This window comes from Methylophilus sp., assembly GCF_052173275.1.
GTDB lineage: Bacteria > Pseudomonadota > Gammaproteobacteria > Burkholderiales > Methylophilaceae > Methylophilus.
On record NZ_JBQMUL010000002.1, the window covers coordinates 1,267,433 to 1,287,710 of the forward strand.

Here is a 20,278-nt window from a genome sequence, read left to right on the forward strand (position 1 = left end):
GGAAACAGCGCTCATGATGCAGATTGAAGTCATCAGTTTGTTTCCTGAGATGTTTGCAGCACTGACCGAGCATGGCATTACCAGCCGTGCCAGACAGCGTGGTTTGTATCAGCTAAACCTGATCAACCCGCGCCAGTATACGCAGGATGTGCATCACACGGTGGATGACCGGCCTTATGGCGGTGGCCCCGGTATGGTGATGATGGCGGAGCCGCTGGCTGCTGCGATCGGCGATGCCAAGGCAAGCTTGCAGGCAAACGGGTTAACGCCCAGGGTGATACATCTTTCACCACGAGGACAGCCACTCACCCACGCAAAGGTGATGGCGCTCAAAGATTGTGAGGGGCTGGTGCTGTTGGCCAGTCGCTATGAAGGGATAGACCAGCGCGTGCTGGAGTCACTGGTAGATGAGGAAATCTCTATCGGTGATTATGTGTTAAGTGGTGGCGAGTTACCGGCCATGGTATTACTGGATGCGATTATCCGCCAGTTACCAGGTGCGTTAGGTGATGCCGATTCCGCGCAGGAAGATTCGTTTGTGAACGGCCTGCTGGATTACCCGCACTACACACGCCCGGAAGTATTTGAAGGATTAGCGGTGCCACCGGTGTTATTGTCGGGGCACCACGCAAAGATTAGACAGTGGCGGTTACAACAATCGCTGCTGCTAACAAGGGCTAAACGCCCGGATTTACTCGCCGCAAGGCAGTTGACGAAGGAAGAAGCTAGGCTACTCAAAGATGATAGCCAAGACCACTGAGTTTTGAACAGTGGGTTTGGGAGTAGGAACGAGCTCTTTACAATTAAAAGGAACGAAAGGAAATATCATGGCAGACATTATCAAAATGTTAGAGCAGGAAGAAATCGCCCGCTTAAACAAAACTATCCCTAGCTTTGCACCAGGAGACACAGTCATCGTCGGTGTGAACGTGGTCGAAGGTACACGTAAACGGGTGCAGGCTTACGAAGGCGTAGTCATCGCCAAACGCAACAGAGGTCTGAACTCTTCATTTATCGTACGTAAAATCTCTTCAGGTGAAGGTGTAGAGCGTACATTCCAGACTTACTCTCCACAGATCGCTTCTATCGAAGTGAAACGCCGTGGTGACGTACGTCGCGCCAAGTTGTACTACTTGCGTGAGCGTTCAGGTAAATCTGCACGTATTAAAGAAAAACTGGTTGCGCGTGAGAAAGACATCGCTGCAGACAACAGTTAATTTAAGCGTTGCTCAAAAAACCCTTCTCCGGAAGGGTTTTTTTATTGCTTAATGTGCCTGATCGCTGGTTGCGCCAGGCACAGGATTACAGTTTAATAGATGTATGAAAAGCCTTTATGATGCGCTCGATGCCCTGATTCCCGCCCCGTTCGGTTTTGTCGGTGTGCGCTGTGACGAAAACGGTGAAGAACTCCAGTTCTTGCTGCATGCCTTGCCACTCAAGGCCAATCCAAATCCGCGCGCGCGAGCAGTGGCTGCACAAGTATCTGCTTATCTGGAAAACCCGCATATCACCTGGCAAACAATCACGCCAAATCGCGGCACGCCTTTTCAGCAACGCGTCTGGCAAGCCATGCGCGAGATCCCGGTCGGTGAAACGCGCACCTACGGCCAATTGGCTGCCGCAATCCAGTCTGGCCCCCGTGCCGTCGCCAACGCCTGTGGCGCCAATCCCTTGCCCTTGTTTAACCCATGCCACCGAATCGTTGCCAGCAACGGTCTGGGAGGCTTTATGCAAGGCATAGAGGGTGGTCTGGACATCAAGCGCTGGTTATTGGCGCACGAGCAACGTACCAGATAACTAACCCCATGTCGCAAAGTAAAGAGATTACGTCAGCTGCCGCTTTTCCCGAGATCGATAGTTTTATCGATCAGCTATGGCTGGAAGACGGGCTGTCACCAAATACCCTTGCCAGCTACCGCAACGACCTCAAAGGTTTTTCCGAGTGGGCCAGCAAACATGCGCTCACCCTGTGGGAAGTACAATCGCATCATGTGCAGGAATATCTGGCCCATCGCTTCCCACAGGTGAAAGTCAGGAGCATCAACCGGCTGATTGCCACCCTGCGCCGCTTTTACCGCTATGCCTTGCTGATGAACCTGATCAAGCAGGACCCGACGCTGCATATTGAAGCGCCAAAAATGCCCAAGCAGCTACCAAAAACCATGAGTGAATCGCAAGTGGAGGATTTGCTGCATGCGCCAGATGTGGATACACCGCTAGGCATGCGCGACCGGGCCATGCTGGAACTGTTGTATGCGAGCGGGCTACGCGTTTCCGAGCTGGTGAATATCTCGATTGCAGAAGTCAGCACCCAGGATGGCGTGGTGCGCGTGACTGGCAAAGGCCGCAAAACAAGGCTGGTACCTATGGGGCAGGAAGCCGCTGAATGGATAGATCGTTATTTGGCGCAGGCCAGGGCGGGGATATTAAAAGGCAGCTTAAGCAACGCGGTGTTTGTCACTAACCGGGGAGATGCCATGACGCGGCATGCCTTCTGGCATTTGATTCAGCGGTATGCGCTACAGGCAGGCATTTCGCAGCATATCAGCCCGCATGTATTGCGACATGCGTTTGCCACGCATTTGCTGAACCATGGCGCGGATTTGCGGGTGGTGCAGATGTTGTTGGGGCATGCGGATATTTCGACGACGCAGATTTATACGCATGTGGCGAGGGAGAGGTTGCAGCAATTGCATAAGATGCATCATCCGAGGGGATGAGTGTTTGGACGTATGCACTTCGGCGTGCAGTGGGTCAGGGTTGAGGCGGATCACGCTGTGCAACTAGCTCGCGGCTGGCTTTCGCGAAGGTAATGACGTGTAGCAATAGGGCGTTATGCCGGCGGAGGGGGTTGCAGGATTTTCTCAGAGCATTCTCTGAGCTTGCGTAATGGTTTGCTTATGCGACAGTTGATCCGCCCTGCAATAGGGATATACGCCCACTCGTCATTCTGGCGAAGGCCAGAATCCAGGCCAGCTTCATGCTTAGCTTGGTCGCAACAAAAAGCAAGTGTCACCGTTGCTGATAGTTTTAGTAGGTATTTCTTTGGGTGGTTCAGCATTCGACTTTGCTGCTTGATTGCACCATTCCTTTTCGCCCCTAGGCGAGTGACTTTTCTTTGCTTGCCCAAAGAACAAGTCACCAAAAGAAAGGGCACCCTAGCCTCCGCTTGTTCCCTGCGTTGCTCATCAACGTGGGCGTCCAACGAAACTCGCCCTGACAAGCCACACACGCCGTGGCTTGTTGCGGAACTCGAACAGCCGCTGGCCGAAAACTCCCACGTCGACTGCGCTACTCGGCGCGTCAGATAGGGGCCCGTGAAAAAACACTACGCGGTTACTTGTGAGACGCCTCTCATATTGCTTCCCGCTCAACCATTGAAATAAAACAACAAAACAATAAAACCAAACAAGAAAGCCCAACAAAACAATTGAATTGGTTTGTTGGGCTTTCTTATTTTAGAAGTTTTAGAAATTAAAGAAGTGTCTTAGCGCCCTGCATGCAATGCGTTTAACCAACGATTTCATCGTGGTGGTTTACAACGGGCCCCTATCTGACGCGCCGAGTAGCAGAGTCAAAATAAGGAGAAAGGGAGCGACTGTTTGAGTTCCGCGGTGGCTTGCGTCTTTTGCAAGCCGCTAGGGCGAGTTTCGCGACCGCTTATTTTGACGAGCAACGCAGGAGATAAGCGGAAGCTAGGGTGCATTTCTTTTGGTTACTTATTCTTTGTGCAAGCAAAGAAAAGTCACTCGCCTAGAGGCGAAAAGCAACCTTCCATCAGCACTACGGTGTAGCAATCTTAACCTTCCCGATAAATCGTAACCCCCAACGCCTTCAACCCCGGCAATATCCCCGGCTTACTCACCTTCAGCTTCACGTTCTGCACTTTAAATTCCTGCAAAACCAACTGGCAAATATGCTCTCCCAGCGCCTCCACCAATTTAAAACTTCGCTCTGCCAATGTCTCGCGGATGCGCGCCACGACCTGGCCATAATCAACGGTGTCTTCAATCGCATCTGTCTGGCAGGCTTTACTCAGGTCGTAGCCGATTTCAATATCCAGAATAATGGTTTGCGGCACGGCGCGCTCCCAATCCGGCACGCCGAGTTTGGTTTGTACTTTGACTTGCTCGAGAAAAATCGTGTCCATCGCTATGCGTCCTTTGTTATTTCCGCGCGGGCCGGAATCCAGTATGATTCGGCATCATACAACATCGCGCAGTGGCTGACATACCGCCTGCTGCGCATCTCTTGAGAGTTTGAGCATGAGTGAATTTGGTTTCGGGTTTGAGGTAGAGGCGCTGATCTGGGTGGTGGCTGCCTATTTGATCGGCTCAATTGCGTTCGGCATCATTGTTAGCAAACTATATCGCCTGCCAGACCCGCGATCCGTCGGTAGTGGCAATATCGGTGCGACCAATGTGGCACGTAGCGGTAAAAAATCGGCAGCCATTTTAACTTTGCTAGGTGATGTGTTTAAAGGGTGGTTACCAGTATGGCTGGCCTTGCAGGCTGGCATGCTGATGGATGTGGTGGCCTTGGTCGGCCTGGCAGTGTTTTTGGGGCATTTATACCCGATTTATCACAAATTCAAAGGCGGTAAAGGGGTGGCCACAGCGCTTGGGGTGATGATTGCCTTTTCCGGCTGGCTGGCGTTGAGTGTGGTCGCGGTATGGCTGGTGGTGTTTTTGATCAGCCGGATTTCTTCTTTATCCGCATTGGCAGCTGCGGTATTGGCGCCGGTGATTGCCTGGCAGTACCTGTCGCCTTATCCGGTATATGTCGCGGTGGTTGTGGTGATGACGGCATTTTTGATTATCCGCCATCAATCCAATATTGAGAAGTTACTGGCGGGCACCGAAACACGGTTCGGTAAAAAGTGAATCAAGCTGGTGCTTTGAGCTCGGCTAGATCCCAGCGCGGACGCACGCTAAAGCTGTAATCGGGTGTGTTTTGCTGCATGGCATGCAGGCGCATGGCACCGGCAAAGGCGATCATGGCGCCGTTATCCGTGCAAAACTCCAGCCGTGGGTAACTGACGCTCGCGCCGCGTTTGGTTGCCGCTTCGTTCAGGCGTTCACGCAAGCGCTTATTGGCGCCCACGCCACCTGAAACCACCAGTCTTTTCAGTTTGGTCTGCTTGAGTGCTTTCATGCATTTGAGTGTCAAAATCTCGGTGACTGATTCCTGAAACTCCCAGGCAATATCTTGCACCGTTTCTTCATCGAGTTGCGGCTGATTGTTCACCAGCGTCAGGACTGCTGTTTTCAGGCCACTAAAGCTGAAGTTTAAATCCGGGCTGTTCAGCATGGGGCGCGGTAACTGAAAGCGTGGTTTGCCTGACTCTGCCAGCCTGGAAAGTGCCGGACCGCCTGGATAACCAAGTTTCATCAGCTTTGCCGTTTTATCAAAAGCTTCGCCTGCGGCATCATCCAGGGTGTCGCCCAATAATTCATACTGGCCGATGCCATCTACGCGCATGAGTTGGCTGTGGCCGCCAGACACCAGTAAGGCAACAAACGGGAAGGCTGGCGGGTTTTCTTCAAGCAAGGGGGCAAGTAAGTGGCCTTCCAGATGGTGTACGCCTATGGAAGGCACATTCAAGGCAAATGCCAGGGATTGTGCAATGCTGGTGCCCACTAATAGTGCCCCGGCCAGTCCAGGGCCTTGCGTATAAGCAATGCCTTCAATATCTTGTAGGGTTTTATCTGCCTGGGCGAGCACCTGTTGAGTCAGTGGCAGCGCGCGGCGGATATGGTCACGCGAGGCCAGCTCGGGCACTACGCCGCCATAAGCGGCATGCATGTCTATCTGTGAGTGCAGGGCGTGCGCCAGCAAGCCGCGGCGCGTGTCGTACAACGCCACCCCGGTTTCGTCACAAGAAGATTCAATGCCCAATACCAACATTCACACATGTCCCGTAGATGATTTTTACAGAAAAGATTGATAAATCCAAATAAGCGCGCTAGAATACGCGGTTTTCAGTGCTGCATCAATCCGCATGCACCATTAGTCTAACCAAATAATTGTAAGGATAGGGATTTACATGACCGCTATTCGTGTGAAAGAGAACGAACCGTTTGATGTTGCATTGCGCCGCTTTAAGCGTTTGATTGAAAAAACAGGTTTGTTGAACGACTTGCGTGCACGCGAGTTCTACGAAAAACCAACATGGGAACGTAAACGTAAAGCTGCTGCTGCAGTAAAACGTCAGTACCGCCGTCTGCGCAACCAACAGTTGCCGACAAAACTCTATTAATTCTTAGAGTGTGTTCTGCGGTTAACCGGATCGTTGGTTAACCGGATATTGCAAAGGTTGTGGCGTGCCACAACCTTTAGCTATTTATAGTCAGCCTTTTTGTTGGGTCCTTTATGAGCTTAAAAGCACAAATCACCGAAGACATGAAAACCGCTATGCGTGCCAAAGATACGGCCACACTGGGCGTGATCCGTCTATTGCTGGCAGCAATCAAGCAGCGCGAGGTGGATGAGCGTATCGAGCTGGATGATGCGGCAGTGATCACCGCGATTGAGAAAATGCTCAAGCAGCGCCGCGATTCTATCGCAGCGTATGAAGGAGCTAACCGCCAGGACCTGGCTGACCAGGAAAAATTCGAAGTCACTGTGCTGCAAGGTTATTTGCCAGCACAAATGAGCGAAGAAGAGATTACCGCCATCATTGCCAAAGTAGTCGCTGACACCGGCGCTGCTGGCGCCAAAGATATGGGCAAAGTAGTCGGTGCCGTGAAGCCGCTGGTCGCAGGTAAAGCGGATATGGCTAAGGTATCTGGCCTGATCAAGGTTGCTTTAGGTTAAGCCAGTGCTCGGTAGCAAGAGACTGACGGGGCGCATTAAGCGCCCTTTGTTTTTTGCCCCGCATAAGCGATACTTGCATTTATGATCCCCGAAAGCTTTATTCAAGAACTGCTTAATCGCGTAGATGTTGTCGAAGTCATCGACAAGGTCGTTCCACTGAAAAAAGCCGGTGCGAATTATTCGGCCTGCTGCCCGTTCCATAACGAAAAATCCCCCAGTTTTACCGTGAGCCCGACCAAACAGTTTTATCATTGCTTTGGCTGCGGCGCGCATGGCTCAGCGCTGAGTTTCCTGATGGAATATAACGGGCTGAGTTTTATTGAAGCGATTCATGACCTGGCCAGGCAAGTAGGCATGATTGTGCCGCAGGACAAACGGGATCCGAGCCAGCCCGAGGCACCCAGCAAGGCAGTGATGCTTAGCTTGCAGGAGACCTTGCAGCAAGCGGCGGCTTTTTATAAGGCTGAGCTTAAAAAGTCACCACATGCCATTGAATATTTGAAAGGCCGCGGCTTGAGTGGGCAGGTGGCTGCCAAGTTCCAGGTCGGGTACGCGCCCGCTGGCTGGCAAAACCTGCAAACAGTGTTCCCAAGCTATGAAGCAGAAGCGCTGGAGATTGCCGGGTTGGTGGTGCAGAACGAACAGGGGCGGCGCTATGATCGTTTCCGTGATCGCATCATGTTCCCTATCCATAATCAAAAGGGAGAAGTGATCGGCTTTGGTGGTCGCGTGATCAATCCTGAGGATACGCCAAAATATTACAACTCGCCGGAGACGCCTTTATTTCAAAAAGGCCATGAGCTGTATGGCTTATTTATGGCGCGCCGGGCGATTCGTGACGCCGGTCGCGTGTTGGTGGTTGAAGGTTATATGGATGTGGTGGCGCTGGCGCAATATGGTATTGAGTATGCGGTGGCTGCGCTGGGTACGGCAACTACGCCGTTCCACATTGCCAAGTTAATGCGCCAGACTGATGAGATCGTATTCAGCTTCGATGGCGATAAGGCCGGGCGCACAGCCGCCTGGCGCGCGGTGATGAATGCCTTGTCCGCGATCAAAGATGGTCTAAAATTGCGCTTTCTGTTTCTGCCTGCCGAACATGACCCCGACAGCTTTGTGCGCGAATTTGGCAAAGAGGCATTCGAGGCCGAAATGGATAAAGCCATGCCGCTCTCGCAATATATAATTCAGCACCTCAGCGAACATAACGCTATGGCGTCGCAGGAGGATAAAGTGCAGTTCCTGAATGATGCCGAGCCTATCCTCAAGCAGATACAAGCGCCACGGTTTGCCATGCTGTTGCGAAAAAAAGTCGCCGAAATGACCGGCCTGGGCGAGGGGGAAATGCAGCGCATGCTGAAATTGCCCAACCCGGCAAAAACCCAGCAAAAAGCACCACGGCAACGCTCAAGAACACCGTCATCGTTACATCTGCGCCTGGCATTGATATTACTCATGCGTCCGCAATGGGCCAGGCAGGATTTGCTTGAACAGATCCTGGGTGAAAGTGATGAAGAGCATATGCTGCGCGAGATCGTCAAAACGGCGATAGCGCACCCTGAGTCGCGTCCGGTGGTGCTGTTGCAGATCATCAGCCCTGCTATTTCCCAAGTATTCAGCAATCAATTGCACAGAGAGCTGTCTTTACTGGATGAAAGCCTGGACTTCACTCTTGAATTTGAGGGAGCGTGTACCCAATTATCCGATATGGCGCTGGCAGCGCGCGACAAATCGCTGCTTGGCAAACTCACAGAAAAGCCATTTTCTACACTCTCTGATGCTGAACGAGAGTCGTTACGACAGTTAACCAGTAAACGCTAGCCTGTTTTTTCCAAATACCCACAAAAAGCGTCATGGGTATGCTTAAAGAAAATGTAAAAATCAGGTAAAATGTAGGGTTTCCCGTAATGTTATAGCGAGTGGCGTGTCAGAAGAGTTGGTCGGCGCTCGACAACAATCATTTTAGAGGTGGAATCGGCCATGGCCAGACCCAAAGCAGATAAAAGTTTAGATAAAGAACTCGGAATCAAAGAAGTCGAATCCCCTAAAGACCCAGCTACACAGGCAATGGATGCCGAAGCACGCCGTACCCGCCTTAAAACCCTGATTGTTCTGGGTAAAGAGCGTGGCTACCTGACATACGCCGAAATTAATGACCACCTGCCGGATGATGTGCAAGACTCCGAGCAGATCGAGAGCATTATCGGCATGATCAATGACATGGGTATCCAGGTGTACGAAGAGGCGCCTGATGCCGAAGTACTGCTGATGTCTGATGCTCCGCCGGCTGTGACCGATGAAGATGCTGCTGAAGAAGCCGAGCAAGCCCTGGCCACCGTAGACTCAGAATTTGGCCGTACCACCGACCCGGTGCGTATGTATATGCGTGAAATGGGTACTGTAGATCTGCTGACCCGTGAGGGCGAGATTGAAATCGCTAAACGTATTGAAGACGGCCTCAAGCATATGGTGCATGCGATTGCCGCCTGTCCGACCACCATCGCCCAGTTGCTGGAGATGGTAGATAAAGTCGAAAAAGACGAAATGAGCGTCGACGAGCTGGTGGATGGCTTGATCGACAGTGATTTAGGCCTGGATGACGCCCTGGCTGCGGTAGAAGCCGAAGAAGAAGCTGGCGAAGAAGAGGAAGAAGAAGACGAAGAAGATGACGAAGCTAAAGCGTCTTCCATGTCTGCCGAATTGCTGGCTAAACTCAAGGAAGAAGTGCTCAACCGCTTCTCAGTGATTCGTGCCACCAATGCCAAAATGAACGAAATCCGTGCAGCAAAAGGCACACAAAATGACGAATACAAAACCTTGCACCAGCAAGTACTGGATGAGCTGACTACCTTCCGTTTCTCGGCCAAACAAGTAGAAGCCTTGTGCGACCAGGTGCGTAACATGGTTGAAGAAGTGCGCTCGCATGAACGTAAAATCATGGAGTTCTGTGTCGACAGAGCCGGCATGCCGCGCCAGCAATTCATCAAGAGTTTTGTCGGTAACGAAATCAACCTGAACTGGCTGGATGGTGAACTGGCGGGCAACCCGGCCTACACCGAACGCCTGTCACGTTTCAGACACTCTATCCTTGATCAGCAAGAACGCCTGCAAAACCTGCAAGTGCGTGTTGGCTTGCCTATCAAAGAGCTGCGCGATATCAACAAGCAAATGACCACAGGCGAAGCGCGTGCACGCCGTGCCAAACGCGAAATGATCGAAGCCAACTTGCGTCTGGTGATCTCGATTGCCAAGAAATACACCAACCGCGGTTTGCAATTCCTCGACCTGATTCAGGAAGGCAACATCGGCCTGATGAAAGCCGTGGATAAATTTGAATACCGCCGTGGCTACAAATTCTCCACCTACGCCACATGGTGGATCCGCCAGGCTATCACGCGTTCTATCGCAGACCAGGCACGTACCATCCGTATCCCGGTTCACATGATCGAAACCATCAACAAGATGAACCGTATCAGTCGCCAGATTCTGCAAGAGACTGGTCTGGAACCTGATCCGGCGACTCTCGCTGAAAAAATGGAAATGCCGGAAGAAAAAATCCGCAAAATCCTCAAGATCAGCAAAGAGCCCATCTCGATGGAAACCCCGATTGGTGACGACGAAGATTCCCATTTGGGCGACTTTATCGAAGATAACACCACCCTGGCGCCAATGGATGCTGCCGTGTACGCCAGCCTGCGTGACGCCACCAGTGAAGTGCTGGAATCATTGACGCCGCGCGAAGCAAAAGTACTGCGCATGCGCTTTGGTATCGAAATGAACACCGACCACACGCTGGAAGAGGTGGGCAAACAATTTGACGTGACCCGTGAACGTATCCGTCAGATCGAAGCGAAAGCACTACGTAAATTGCGTCACCCGACCCGCTCGGAACGCCTGCGCAGCTTCTTAGAAAACGGACAAGATTAGTTTATAATCACTCGCTTTCCGGCCCCTTAGCTCATGCTTGGTTAGAGCAGCGGACTCATAATCCGTTGGTGCTGTGTTCGACTCACAGAGGGGCCACCATTTATAGAGAGACTCAAGGTTAACGCCTTGGGTCTTTTTTGTTTTGTGGTGCTAATATCTTTCTATTAAGAATAACAATCTCAAATTCTAATCAGATGACCGCTTCAATAAGTTCTAATCGTATTTACTTTCAAGGGAACCCTTGGCCTGAAGGACATAAGATTAAAGATTTTCAGTGGAGATTAGAGATAATAGACGCTGAGGTCTGGTTCCACTTCCATTTGGTAACAGATGATTATTATGCAGAGCGGGATATTGAAGATGATGAAAATCTAGATTATCCGTCGGATTGGAATGCGCCTATTGTATGGGGCAACTTTCATCGATGCACTATCTCTACAACTGATTGGCACGAAGGGGGCTTTAAAGTTTGCGAGATTGACGAATACTCATTGGATTTTTTAGATGAATTAGAGCTTAGTGTAGATGCTTTGCCATGTGACCTTAATGATCATGATGCAAAAGCATTTCAGATTTACCTGTTAGGCCACGATACCGTAGTAGATCATTGTATTAAATTTTTTCGTATTGAAAGGACTGACAACTTTAGAATTCAATGGAATGGCAAGATTGCTTTGACGTATGTTGGTGACTATGAGCCTTCTCATCAATTCAATTTAGAAATTGCATCTGTTAAAGCGCCAACGCTTTATTTCAAATCCTACACATAGCCGCACGTCTTGAGCCATAGCTAAGCAAACTAGGGCTGGCTGATACGACGGTAATCCCATTGGCGATAGTTGGCCGTTATATTGGCTTGGCTTGGGAATTAGATTTTTTGTCTTTGAAGTCAATTATCCGAGACATGAAGCCTAGTATTAAAAGAGAGGATCCCACTAGAAAAACATAACCACCTAAGGAACCGAGTGATGTGCTCTGACCTGTAATTCAAGCGTTACCAGCTACAGTTAAGCTATCAAGACATAACGCCCGAGTTACGATTTAACTAATTCCTCAAATTCATTCGACGTACTCGACGACTTGGCGCCTTTCGATGGACTATATGGCTTTCTGGCTGATTTTGAGTTCGTCAAGTCGTCGAATCGCTTCAAATCAGCTTTACTCAGAAATTCACCACCACGCAGTCCCAAACCCGGCCCATAGTTGCACGTTTTGAGCCATAGCCAAGCAATCCGGGGCTCGCTAACACGAGGGTAATCCCGGTGGCAATCGTTGGCCTGATGTTGGCTTGGTGTGGAGGTTGGGATTAGTTCAAGTGAGCCTGTTACTAATAGGTTAAGGCTAAGTTGGCACTTTCACTAAACAGTTGGAATTCCAGTGCCGTCATTTAATTTTGTGATTTCTACCTTTTGAACGATATTGCCAAATAAAATTGAAGCTGTGCCAGAGGCGCAGGCCAAGCAGCGTGACGTTAACCATGGATTCGCTGATAGAGTGGAAAATAAGTAATCAGTTTTTTTATGGACATTAAAAAAGAGACTGTTGCTAACAGTCTCTTATAAATACTAGTGGGCGGCGGAATTTAGATTTTCGGAAGGTCTATCCGCTGCAGTACCTGATTGATCACTCTTGATAGCAGCAACCACTTTCCGAGCAATTGCAGATAAAGCTAAAAGTAATAAGAATTTCCTCATTTTACATCCTTTCAAAATATGGGTTAGTCTCAATTCAAGCATTAAGACTGCCTATACATTAGAAGGCATTCTCATTTTTGGGAGAATCCGAATTTCTCTTATATATTCGTAGGAAATGCCTTATCCGGTCACGGGTCTTTTTGTTTTGTTGTGAGGTAAGCTAGTGCAGCAATAAATATTCCCCGGACCGACATGTCACTGCGCAGAACTTTCAAGTTGGGTTAGCTACGGCGATTCAGAATCAGAGTTCTTCGTAGATATGATCACATTTTTTAAATAATTATCGAGTTCTTCAAAATCAATTGGTTTGGTGAGATGCAAGTCAAAGCCTGCTTTAATAGCATTCTCCTGATCTTCAGGGTGACCCCATCCCGTAACAGCAATGAGTGTCATTTCTTTGCTCCAGGGCTCTTTCCGAATAAGTCTGGCGACTTCATAACCATTTAAATTTGGCAGTCCGATATCTAGCAGGATAATGTCAGGTAAAAACGATGAGGCGAGTTCGATGCCCTTGAAGCCATCGTTTGCGCTCTTTGCCTCATAGCCTAGCAGGTCTAAAGCCATCAAGAGGCTCTCAGTAATATCCGGGTTATCATCGATCACTAATACCTTACGGCCAGCAACAAAATCTAAAGCGGCAGAGCGATCCACATGCTGATTTTTACTTGTAATGGCTGTATTGAGGCTCATTGGTAATGCAAGCACAAATTTGCTACCTAGACTCAGACCTTCGCTTTCAGCGACTATCGTTCCACCATGCAGGTCTGCCAATCCCTTGACTAATGCCAGGCCGATACCCAGGCCACCCTGAGATCTGTCAATTGCAGTTTCAACCTGGGAAAACATCGTGAAAATGGAAGTCAGTTGGTGTTTTGCTAATCCAATCCCATTGTCTTTGATAGAGATTACAACATTGCCATCCTTTTCATCGGCTTGTACAAAAATCGCGCCGCCAGGTGGTGTGTACTTAATGGCATTGTTCAGCAGGTTGGAAATCATTTGAACAATACGTGTTGTATCAGCATCAACCATCACGGGGTGTTCAGGCAGATGAACGTCAAGTTTGTGATTGGCGCTTAATACAGCAGGTAATACCGCCTCTATCGAGTTATTGATGGCATCCGAGATGTCAAAATGAGTCTTTTTGAGTTCAATCCGACCTTGTGTGATCCTGGAAACTTCCATCAGATCATTAACCAAATGAGTCAAATGAACAACTTGTCTATCTAAGATTTGTCTGGACCATTCGATCTGCGGATCATTCAGTTTACGCAGTTTGAGCGTTTCAAGGACGTTCCTCATGGGTGCAAGAGGATTGCGCAACTCATGAGCAAGTGTGGCTAAAAACTCATTTTTTCGCAGGTCCTCAAGGCTAAGCTGTTTATTCAGGTCCAACAACTCTGTTTCTGTGTTTTTTAATTTTACTTGTGCAGCACGCAATTCTTCCAGGGACGATTCAGCCGACTGTTTAGCCTTGAGTAACTCCCTTTCGTATGTACTTCTATCGTATGAAACAAAAAATGCTAGCTCTTGATATAGCTTGTCATCTCGGGTTTTTCGAGTCGCATTCAGTAAAACAGGTATTTTTTGCCTAGCGCTACTGACTAGTTCCAGCTGGATTTCAGAAACAAACCCCTGCATGTGTAACAGGGGCGCCCAGTGGGTTTGATGAAACAATTTACTCCCCATGGAGAATAGATCCTGCACTCTAAATTGCCCGATTAATTCTTCTAGCCTATATCCGAGGAGCTTGCAGAATGTAGCATTCGCATGCAGTATGTCGCCATTCAAGTCGGTGATCATCAGTCCACAAGGTGCGTTTTCGTAGCACTCGGTGACCTGTGAATTAATGAAGTCATTCGTCATTGAGTGAGTCGCACCAGGAAGGCTTTAATCGCATTCGCGGTTTGTTCCGGGGAACTCATATGTGGGCAATGGCCAATATTTTCTATGATCTCTAATTGGGCATTCGGCATCATTCTCTGCATATACTCCCCGACCTGTATAGGCGCAATAAAGTCATCGCTGCATTGAATGATGAGTGTGGGGGTCAGTGACTTTGATAGATCTCCCCTGTGATCTGACAGGAAGGTGACCTTTGCAAAATGCTTGGCAATGACGGGGTCTGTTCTACAGAAACTGTTAGTCAAGTCTGCAGTCAGTTCAGGATGGACGGAGGGGCCCATGATTGCCGGTGTTATGGCACTTGACCAGCCGAGATAATTCTCTTCTACAGCAGTGATCAATTCGGCAATATCTTCCTTCTCAAATCCACCAATGTAATCACCTTCATTGATGTAACTTGGTGAAGGCCCAACCATGATATTTGCAGCAAAGTATTTTGGGGCTTTTATGGTCGCTAACAAGCCAATGATGGCGCTGACGGAATGGCCGACGAAAACCACAGGGCTTTCAGAAAACGCCTGAATAATCTCTATTAAATCGTCTGCATAGCCTTCTAAGGTTTTATATTTATCAGGGTCATAAGCTGATATTTCTGATAAACCACTTCCAACCAGGTCAAAGATAACTATTCTGTATTCGTCAGAAAATATGGGTATGAGAAACCGCCACATGTTCTGGTCGCATCCAAATCCATGCGCCAGGACCATGGTTTTGCTGCCCTTGCCGTGGATATGCACATTGTTTCGAGTAGCGATACTCAACATAAACTTAATAACTATTCTGCACCAATGGAAATACTCATCTTACATCATCCTACACGTATAAAGGGATATCGCTCATTTAATCAACGCTTTAGCCGCTATCCCATCATCACCTTGAATGCCGTCCATACCCGCACACCATGCGCCATCCCTGAGCAATCAGGGGCCGGCTGATACAACGAATCTTTACCTGTTAATAGATAGAGGATACAAATTTTTCCACAGGTTTAGGCAGTAGGTCTTGCGGATGATCACCACCAAAAGTAGCTAGCCCACTTTTGCCTTTTACGACAGCAGATGTAACCGTACTTGCTGTGGTAGCGTCGATGACTTCCACTTTTACCTCTACCTTATCTGGAATGCCTGACCACTCTGTTGCCCTGTCCTCCCACTGAAGGATCGTTGGGTAAACTAGATAGTTTTTTCCCGTCTCTCTGGCGGTCGCCAATGCTTCATTGAAACTTTGAATAGTGCGCCCTACTGTAACCGCACGCGTATGTTTGGCAAACGCTGAATATATGATTTGCGCAGTATTCTGACCTGATCCGTGATAAGTTTTGGCACCGTATATCCCATCATTGGGCACAGAAATATAGACAGTGGCCTCTGCTGACAGACGTGTTTCTACCGGGTTGTTTTTGATCAGATGGTGCGTGTCAGCGCATGCAGTGAGCAATAACCCTGCGCTAATAATACTGAGATTTTTTATCATATGTTCCCCCTTTTTTTTAGACATATATTTGTTATTTATTTTATCACTAGCAAGAGGTAAACATAACTGATGCGATTGACTGATCCAATGTTCACTGCTCTATTCAAGCGTTCATGAAACGCACTACTCACTGCGCCAATTATATTGAACTTACAAGCCAGATTTTTATACTAATCAGTCTTTGTTAGGAATTTGCTTGCTTGTTGTTTCAATCGTGCTAGTACTCAAAACATCGTTTGTCTCTCTGTAAGTTCAAATATCAATATCCTGACTAATCATCTAACCCTTGTATAAAGGATAAAAATGAATAGCTGGCTTCAACTTAAATTTCTAAGTTTCACGGTTAATGAGTGGCTCTACATATTATTAATCTTCATATTGTCCTATGTCGGTTTTTTGATGGTGTGGAAATTTGCAATCAAAAAACTCTCTTATCTTTCTGCCAAAGCCCCTACGAAATTTGGTGATTTGATCATCGAAGTCATGCGCAGTACCAATCAATTCACGTTTGCGTTGTTCTCATTGTTGCTTGCGATGTACTTCCTCGAGTTGAGCGCAAAGTGGGTCACGCGTCTTGATTACCTTTCTTTTTTGATTATCGGGATTCAAATAGCCATCTGGGTGAGCAAGGGCATCACGCTTTGGGCTAAAGCGAAAGTGGTCGCCACGGATGGCTCCGCCGAGAATGCAGTCCTCACCACTATGTTGTCCTGGATCTTTAAAACGATAGTCTGGTCGATTGCGTTGCTGAGTATTTTGGCAAATACCGGAGTCAATATCACCGCTTTTGTCGCGAGTTTAGGGGTAGGCGGGGTGGCGGTGGCGCTGGCTGTTCAAAATATACTGAGTGATCTATTTGCGTCCCTCGCTATCGGGTTGGACAAACCTTTCGTGATCGGCGATTTCATTATTTTTGGTAATGTATTGGGGACTGTTGAGCGTGTCGGTTTGAAGACCACGCATATCCGCAGCCTAAGCGGGGAGCAGATTGTATGCGGCAATACAGAGCTACTGAAAAATACCATTCATAACTACAAGCGCATGGCAGAAAGAAGGGTCGTTTTTGAATTCCGTGTGACCTATGACACAAAGTCAGACGTCATCAGGAAAATTCCTGAGATCGTTAAAAAAGCGGTCGCTGCCGAATCCAAAGCCAGATTTGACCGTGCGCATTTTAAAGGGTTTGGTTTGAGCTCTCTGGATTTTGAAGTGGTTTATTACGTTTTGGATAGCAGTTACAACGTCTATATGGACATACAGCAATCTATCAATTTATATTTGATGGAAGAGTTGGAAGCGATGAAAGTCAATTTCGCATTCCCATCGATGACACTCAATTTTGCTAAGAATGCTGACCTGAAAATTGTGATGCCAGAAGTGGATGCTGCTAATTACCATTAGCTTCTGCAGCTCACCCTCTAGCCACTGGCGCTGAAGGCTGTGAAGGTGCATCACGACAAACGTTATTGGCCGTGATGATGGCTTGGCGTGGAAGTTTGACTCACTAGCCGGGAGTATCTAATCTTAGTAAATGAAAAGCCCAACATTCGGAGGAATGCCGGGCTTTAGTCATCTGGATCCTCGGGAAAGGAATTGATGTAAATTAAATATAGATAATTAATAATTCCATGTCAAAGATGCCACCCCTGTTTGTCAATAATCGGGAAAAACTCCTATATCAAACCGGGAATCATTCAACTATTGTTCAGCTAGGGCTTGCTTTGCCACTAGGACCGTCAGGATCAGAGACATCTGGTTTGGCGGGGCGAATCAATCCCTGCCTGCATTCCATGATTTGCATATTGCTCCAAAACTAAAAAGACATCTCTTCGGGGGTGTCTTTTTAGTTGTACGGTTTATAGAAAAGCAAAGAGTGAAATCACAGGTCACAGTGACCTGATACATCACGCAGCTTCAAACCTACAGTGTCTGTCATCTCTAATAGATAGATAAACATGGCATTGGATTGCCTTACTGCAGGCAATTCCAGACCTGATGCCACTGACTTAATCATCATAAAACCAGCGTAGATAGCCGCATCGTTCAAGCCTCTTGATAATGCAAGCACCGGTTTTTTTAAGGTGCTCATTTTTTCTGTAATACCCACCCATATATTTTTGCTTAAATTTTAAGCAATTACTAACGCTGCCTTGATAATCTCATAAGCTTTGGCATAAATACCTTGTTAAATGGCAACAATCACGACATTAACTCATGTCTACTTACGTTAATATTAGTTAATTAGATTGATTCGAATGTTATCAGCACAGTACGAGTTACACCTTGTTACCGTTTCAATCCTGATTGCGGTATTCGCCTCGTATACGGCGCTGGATTTAGCTAATCGTATGTATGCTGCCCGCGGCAAATTACTTTACTTATGGTGGTTTGGTGGTTCATTTGCTTTGGGTTTTGGTATCTGGTCCATGCATTTCACCGGCATGCTTTCATTCGACCTGCCCATCCCCTTAGGCTATGACATAAAGCTCACGTTAGTTTCATTGTTAATCGCTATATTAGCTGCAGCTTTTGCACTTAATCGAGTGAGCCAGAAAGAGCTTACCCGGCTGGACCTCATCACTTCTTCTATCGGGATCGGTATCTCTATTGCCGGGATGCATTATATGGGCATGGCCGCCTTAAAAATGTCTCCAGAGATTCAATACAACATCCCCAGAGTACTGTTATCGATAGGGATTGCGATTCTGGCTTCATTCGCTGCAATGTGGATCACCTTTAAGCTTCAACGAAGTAGCAATGTCAATATCCGAATCCTCAAGATTTGTGCTGCCATCGTGATGGGGTTTGCGATTGCTGGCATGCATTACACCGGGATGTCCGCAGCTGATTTCCCGGTTGGGAGTGTGTGTACTGCTGCCAATAGCGATTTTAGTTTTAACAATGTGTGGCTGGTCGAGTTTGTCATTGTCATCACATTTCTGGTACTGGTCACGGCGCTCTTAACTTCTTTGATGGATGCGAGATATGAGTCAGAAACAAATGTCCTGCTAAGGTCATTGGCACGAGTCAATAAAGAACTGAGTGAATCAGCGTTGAAAGATCGTTTGACGAGTTTGGCCAATCGCGAATTATTTGAAAATCAACTGGAGCTTTATCTGAGTAGAGCAGAACGTGAAGAAAACAAGTTTGCACTTTTATTCATTGACCTGGATGGATTCAAGCTCGTGAATGATTCGCTAGGGCATATTATTGGAGACTTATTACTCAAAGCCGCAGCATCCAGGCTTAAAAATGGCATGAGAGCGCAAGATACGGTCGCCCGCTTGGGCGGTGATGAGTTTGTGGCCTTGATTGAAATCGATGAGCCTGAAGACGCAGGCGTAGTAGCCGCAAAAATAAATGCCTTGATGAGTACAGTTTTTATCATCAACAAACATGAAATCCAGATTTCAGCCAGCATAGGTGTCGCCATTTATCCTGAAAATGGGACCAGTGCCCACGATCTGGTTCTCAGTGCTGACACTGCCATGTACGGTGCAAAAAGTAATGGAAAAAATGGTTGTCAGTTTTTTGAAAGTACAACCAACACCAGGGTGAAGAGTCAGCTTGAATTGGTGCAAAAATTGAAACGTGCATTGTCCAACCAGGAATTCTATTTAAATTACCAACCTAAATTCGATGCCAAAACGAGAAAACTGGTGGGTATTGAAGCCTTGATTCGGTGGAAAGATCCTGAGGATGGCCTAATCGGGCCGGATATATTTATTCCGATTGCAGAAAAAAATGGCTTGATCATCAAAATCGGGGAGTGGGTGCTAGATGAGGCTTGCCGGCAGATTAGCGCCTGGACTGAGCGGGGGTATCATGATTTTACGATAGCAGTGAATCTTTCCGCAGTGCAATTTAGAAGTGCGGCACTGGTTGAGACAGTGAGATCAGCACTTAAAAAGCATAATATTGACCCTAAACGCTTAGTTCTCGAAGTGACAGAGTCAACGGCGGTGTCGGATTTTCATGAAGGCTTAAATATCCTCCATAAATTAGTAGAGCTAGGTGTTTCGATATCGATAGACGACTTCGGTGTTGGTTATTCAAGTCTGATGTATTTGAAAGAACTACCTGCCATCGAGTTAAAGATTGACCGCGGGTTCATCGCTAATCTGAATGCTGAAGAAGGCGTAGATGCCGCTATTGTCATTTCTATCATTTCTTTAGGCCAATCATTGAGTTTGAGAGTCGTTGCTGAGGGGGTTGAAACGGAGAGGCAATGCATTTTTCTAACTGAGCAAGGTTGCGACCACCTGCAGGGATATTTCCTGGGCAGACCCATGTCGGCTGCAGATGTGGAAACCGAGCTGAAAAATCACCTTGGCACTACTGAAGACGTTAAAACTTAATTCTTGATAGTGATGAATTGAAGGGCTTTTGGTAACATATATGGTACAGAGGTTCCGAACGAGTTTCTGCTGAAGGAATCGAGATTTATTTAAGAAAAAGAGCGT

Annotated in this window: 18 protein-coding genes and 1 tRNA gene; 13 read left to right on the top strand and 6 right to left on the bottom strand. The window is 47.8% G+C overall.

The features are described from left to right. Window positions 1-16: 16 nt before the first annotated feature. The 4 genes from trmD (at window position 17) to xerD (ending at window position 2,720) form a co-directional block, all read left to right on the top strand. Window positions 17-760, top strand: a complete 744-nt coding sequence (gene trmD / locus ACTS9Y_RS07525; protein ID WP_442586922.1) for a tRNA (guanosine(37)-N1)-methyltransferase TrmD — start codon at window positions 17-19, stop codon at window positions 758-760. 67 nt (window positions 761-827) lie between these two features. Next, complete coding sequence (gene rplS / locus ACTS9Y_RS07530; protein ID WP_379057305.1) at window positions 828-1,217, top strand: 50S ribosomal protein L19; 390 nt, start codon at window positions 828-830, stop codon at window positions 1,215-1,217. A 103-nt stretch (window positions 1,218-1,320) separates the two neighbouring features. After that, a complete protein-coding gene (locus tag ACTS9Y_RS07535) occupies window positions 1,321-1,797 on the top strand; it encodes a methylated-DNA--[protein]-cysteine S-methyltransferase (protein WP_442585334.1) in 477 nt (158 codons plus the stop codon). Window positions 1,798-1,805: 8 nt separating this feature from the next. Continuing rightward, the gene (xerD, locus tag ACTS9Y_RS07540; RefSeq protein WP_442585335.1) at window positions 1,806-2,720 is read left to right on the top strand and encodes a site-specific tyrosine recombinase XerD; all 915 of its coding nucleotides are present in this window, start codon (window positions 1,806-1,808) and stop codon (window positions 2,718-2,720) included. Between the two features lie 1,079 nt (window positions 2,721-3,799). Here xerD and folB read toward each other — a convergent pair. After that, window positions 3,800-4,150: a dihydroneopterin aldolase gene (gene folB / locus ACTS9Y_RS07545; RefSeq protein WP_442585336.1), complete on the bottom strand. Its 351-nt coding sequence runs from the start codon at window positions 4,148-4,150 to the stop codon at window positions 3,800-3,802. A gap of 115 nt (window positions 4,151-4,265) precedes the next feature. Between folB and plsY the strand changes: the two genes are divergently transcribed. Beyond that, the gene (gene plsY, locus ACTS9Y_RS07550; RefSeq protein ID WP_442585337.1) at window positions 4,266-4,883 is read left to right on the top strand and encodes a glycerol-3-phosphate 1-O-acyltransferase PlsY; all 618 of its coding nucleotides are present in this window, start codon (window positions 4,266-4,268) and stop codon (window positions 4,881-4,883) included. Window position 4,884: 1 nt separating this feature from the next. On the opposite strand, the gene tsaD is transcribed toward plsY, so the two are convergent. After that, window positions 4,885-5,907, bottom strand: a complete 1,023-nt coding sequence (gene tsaD / locus ACTS9Y_RS07555) for a tRNA (adenosine(37)-N6)-threonylcarbamoyltransferase complex transferase subunit TsaD (protein ID WP_442585338.1) — start codon at window positions 5,905-5,907, stop codon at window positions 4,885-4,887. 139 nt (window positions 5,908-6,046) lie between these two features. Here tsaD and rpsU point away from each other — a divergent pair, with 139 nt between their 5' ends. The 6 genes from rpsU to ACTS9Y_RS07585 all read left to right on the top strand — a co-directional run bounded on the left by rpsU (window position 6,047) and on the right by ACTS9Y_RS07585 (window position 11,513). Continuing rightward, the gene (gene rpsU / locus ACTS9Y_RS07560; RefSeq protein WP_055828694.1) at window positions 6,047-6,259 is read left to right on the top strand and encodes a 30S ribosomal protein S21; all 213 of its coding nucleotides are present in this window, start codon (window positions 6,047-6,049) and stop codon (window positions 6,257-6,259) included. 113 nt (window positions 6,260-6,372) lie between these two features. Further along, on the top strand, window positions 6,373-6,816 hold the full coding sequence (locus tag ACTS9Y_RS07565) for a GatB/YqeY domain-containing protein (protein WP_442585339.1): 444 nt from the start codon (window positions 6,373-6,375) through the stop codon (window positions 6,814-6,816). Between the two features lie 81 nt (window positions 6,817-6,897). Further along, on the top strand, window positions 6,898-8,637 hold the full coding sequence (gene dnaG, locus ACTS9Y_RS07570) for a DNA primase (RefSeq protein ID WP_442585340.1): 1,740 nt from the start codon (window positions 6,898-6,900) through the stop codon (window positions 8,635-8,637). Window positions 8,638-8,796: 159 nt separating this feature from the next. Beyond that, window positions 8,797-10,743, top strand: coding sequence for an RNA polymerase sigma factor RpoD (gene rpoD / locus ACTS9Y_RS07575; RefSeq protein WP_442585341.1), 1,947 nt, complete (start codon window positions 8,797-8,799; stop codon window positions 10,741-10,743). Between the two features lie 20 nt (window positions 10,744-10,763). Continuing rightward, window positions 10,764-10,842, top strand: a tRNA-Ile gene (locus ACTS9Y_RS07580). Between the two features lie 95 nt (window positions 10,843-10,937). Then, window positions 10,938-11,513 carry a hypothetical protein gene (locus ACTS9Y_RS07585; RefSeq protein ID WP_442585342.1) on the top strand — a complete coding sequence of 192 codons (576 nt, stop codon included), beginning with the start codon at window positions 10,938-10,940 and terminating at the stop codon, window positions 11,511-11,513. Window positions 11,514-12,662: 1,149 nt separating this feature from the next. On the opposite strand, the gene ACTS9Y_RS07590 is transcribed toward ACTS9Y_RS07585, so the two are convergent. The 3 genes from ACTS9Y_RS07590 to ACTS9Y_RS07600 all read right to left on the bottom strand — a co-directional run bounded on the left by ACTS9Y_RS07590 (window position 12,663) and on the right by ACTS9Y_RS07600 (window position 15,815). Then, entirely contained in the window at window positions 12,663-14,303 is a 1,641-nt protein-coding gene (locus ACTS9Y_RS07590) for a hybrid sensor histidine kinase/response regulator (RefSeq protein WP_442585343.1), read from the bottom strand. Next, window positions 14,300-15,106 (bottom strand): alpha/beta fold hydrolase, encoded by an 807-nt coding sequence (locus ACTS9Y_RS07595; protein WP_442585344.1) that lies wholly within the window; start codon window positions 15,104-15,106, stop codon window positions 14,300-14,302. Before ACTS9Y_RS07595 ends, ACTS9Y_RS07590 begins: the two co-directional genes overlap by 4 nt. A gap of 190 nt (window positions 15,107-15,296) precedes the next feature. Beyond that, a complete protein-coding gene (locus ACTS9Y_RS07600) occupies window positions 15,297-15,815 on the bottom strand; it encodes a DUF4823 domain-containing protein (RefSeq protein ID WP_442585345.1) in 519 nt (172 codons plus the stop codon). Between the two features lie 303 nt (window positions 15,816-16,118). Here ACTS9Y_RS07600 and ACTS9Y_RS07605 point away from each other — a divergent pair, with 303 nt between their 5' ends. Next, entirely contained in the window at window positions 16,119-17,216 is a 1,098-nt protein-coding gene (locus tag ACTS9Y_RS07605; protein ID WP_442585346.1) for a mechanosensitive ion channel family protein, read from the top strand. A gap of 478 nt (window positions 17,217-17,694) precedes the next feature. On the opposite strand, the gene ACTS9Y_RS07610 is transcribed toward ACTS9Y_RS07605, so the two are convergent. Next, a complete protein-coding gene (locus tag ACTS9Y_RS07610; RefSeq protein WP_442585347.1) occupies window positions 17,695-17,904 on the bottom strand; it encodes a hypothetical protein in 210 nt (69 codons plus the stop codon). A 166-nt stretch (window positions 17,905-18,070) separates the two neighbouring features. Between ACTS9Y_RS07610 and ACTS9Y_RS07615 the strand changes: the two genes are divergently transcribed. Then, window positions 18,071-20,173: a putative bifunctional diguanylate cyclase/phosphodiesterase gene (locus ACTS9Y_RS07615; protein ID WP_442585348.1), complete on the top strand. Its 2,103-nt coding sequence runs from the start codon at window positions 18,071-18,073 to the stop codon at window positions 20,171-20,173. The last annotated feature ends 105 nt before the right edge of the window (window positions 20,174-20,278 follow it).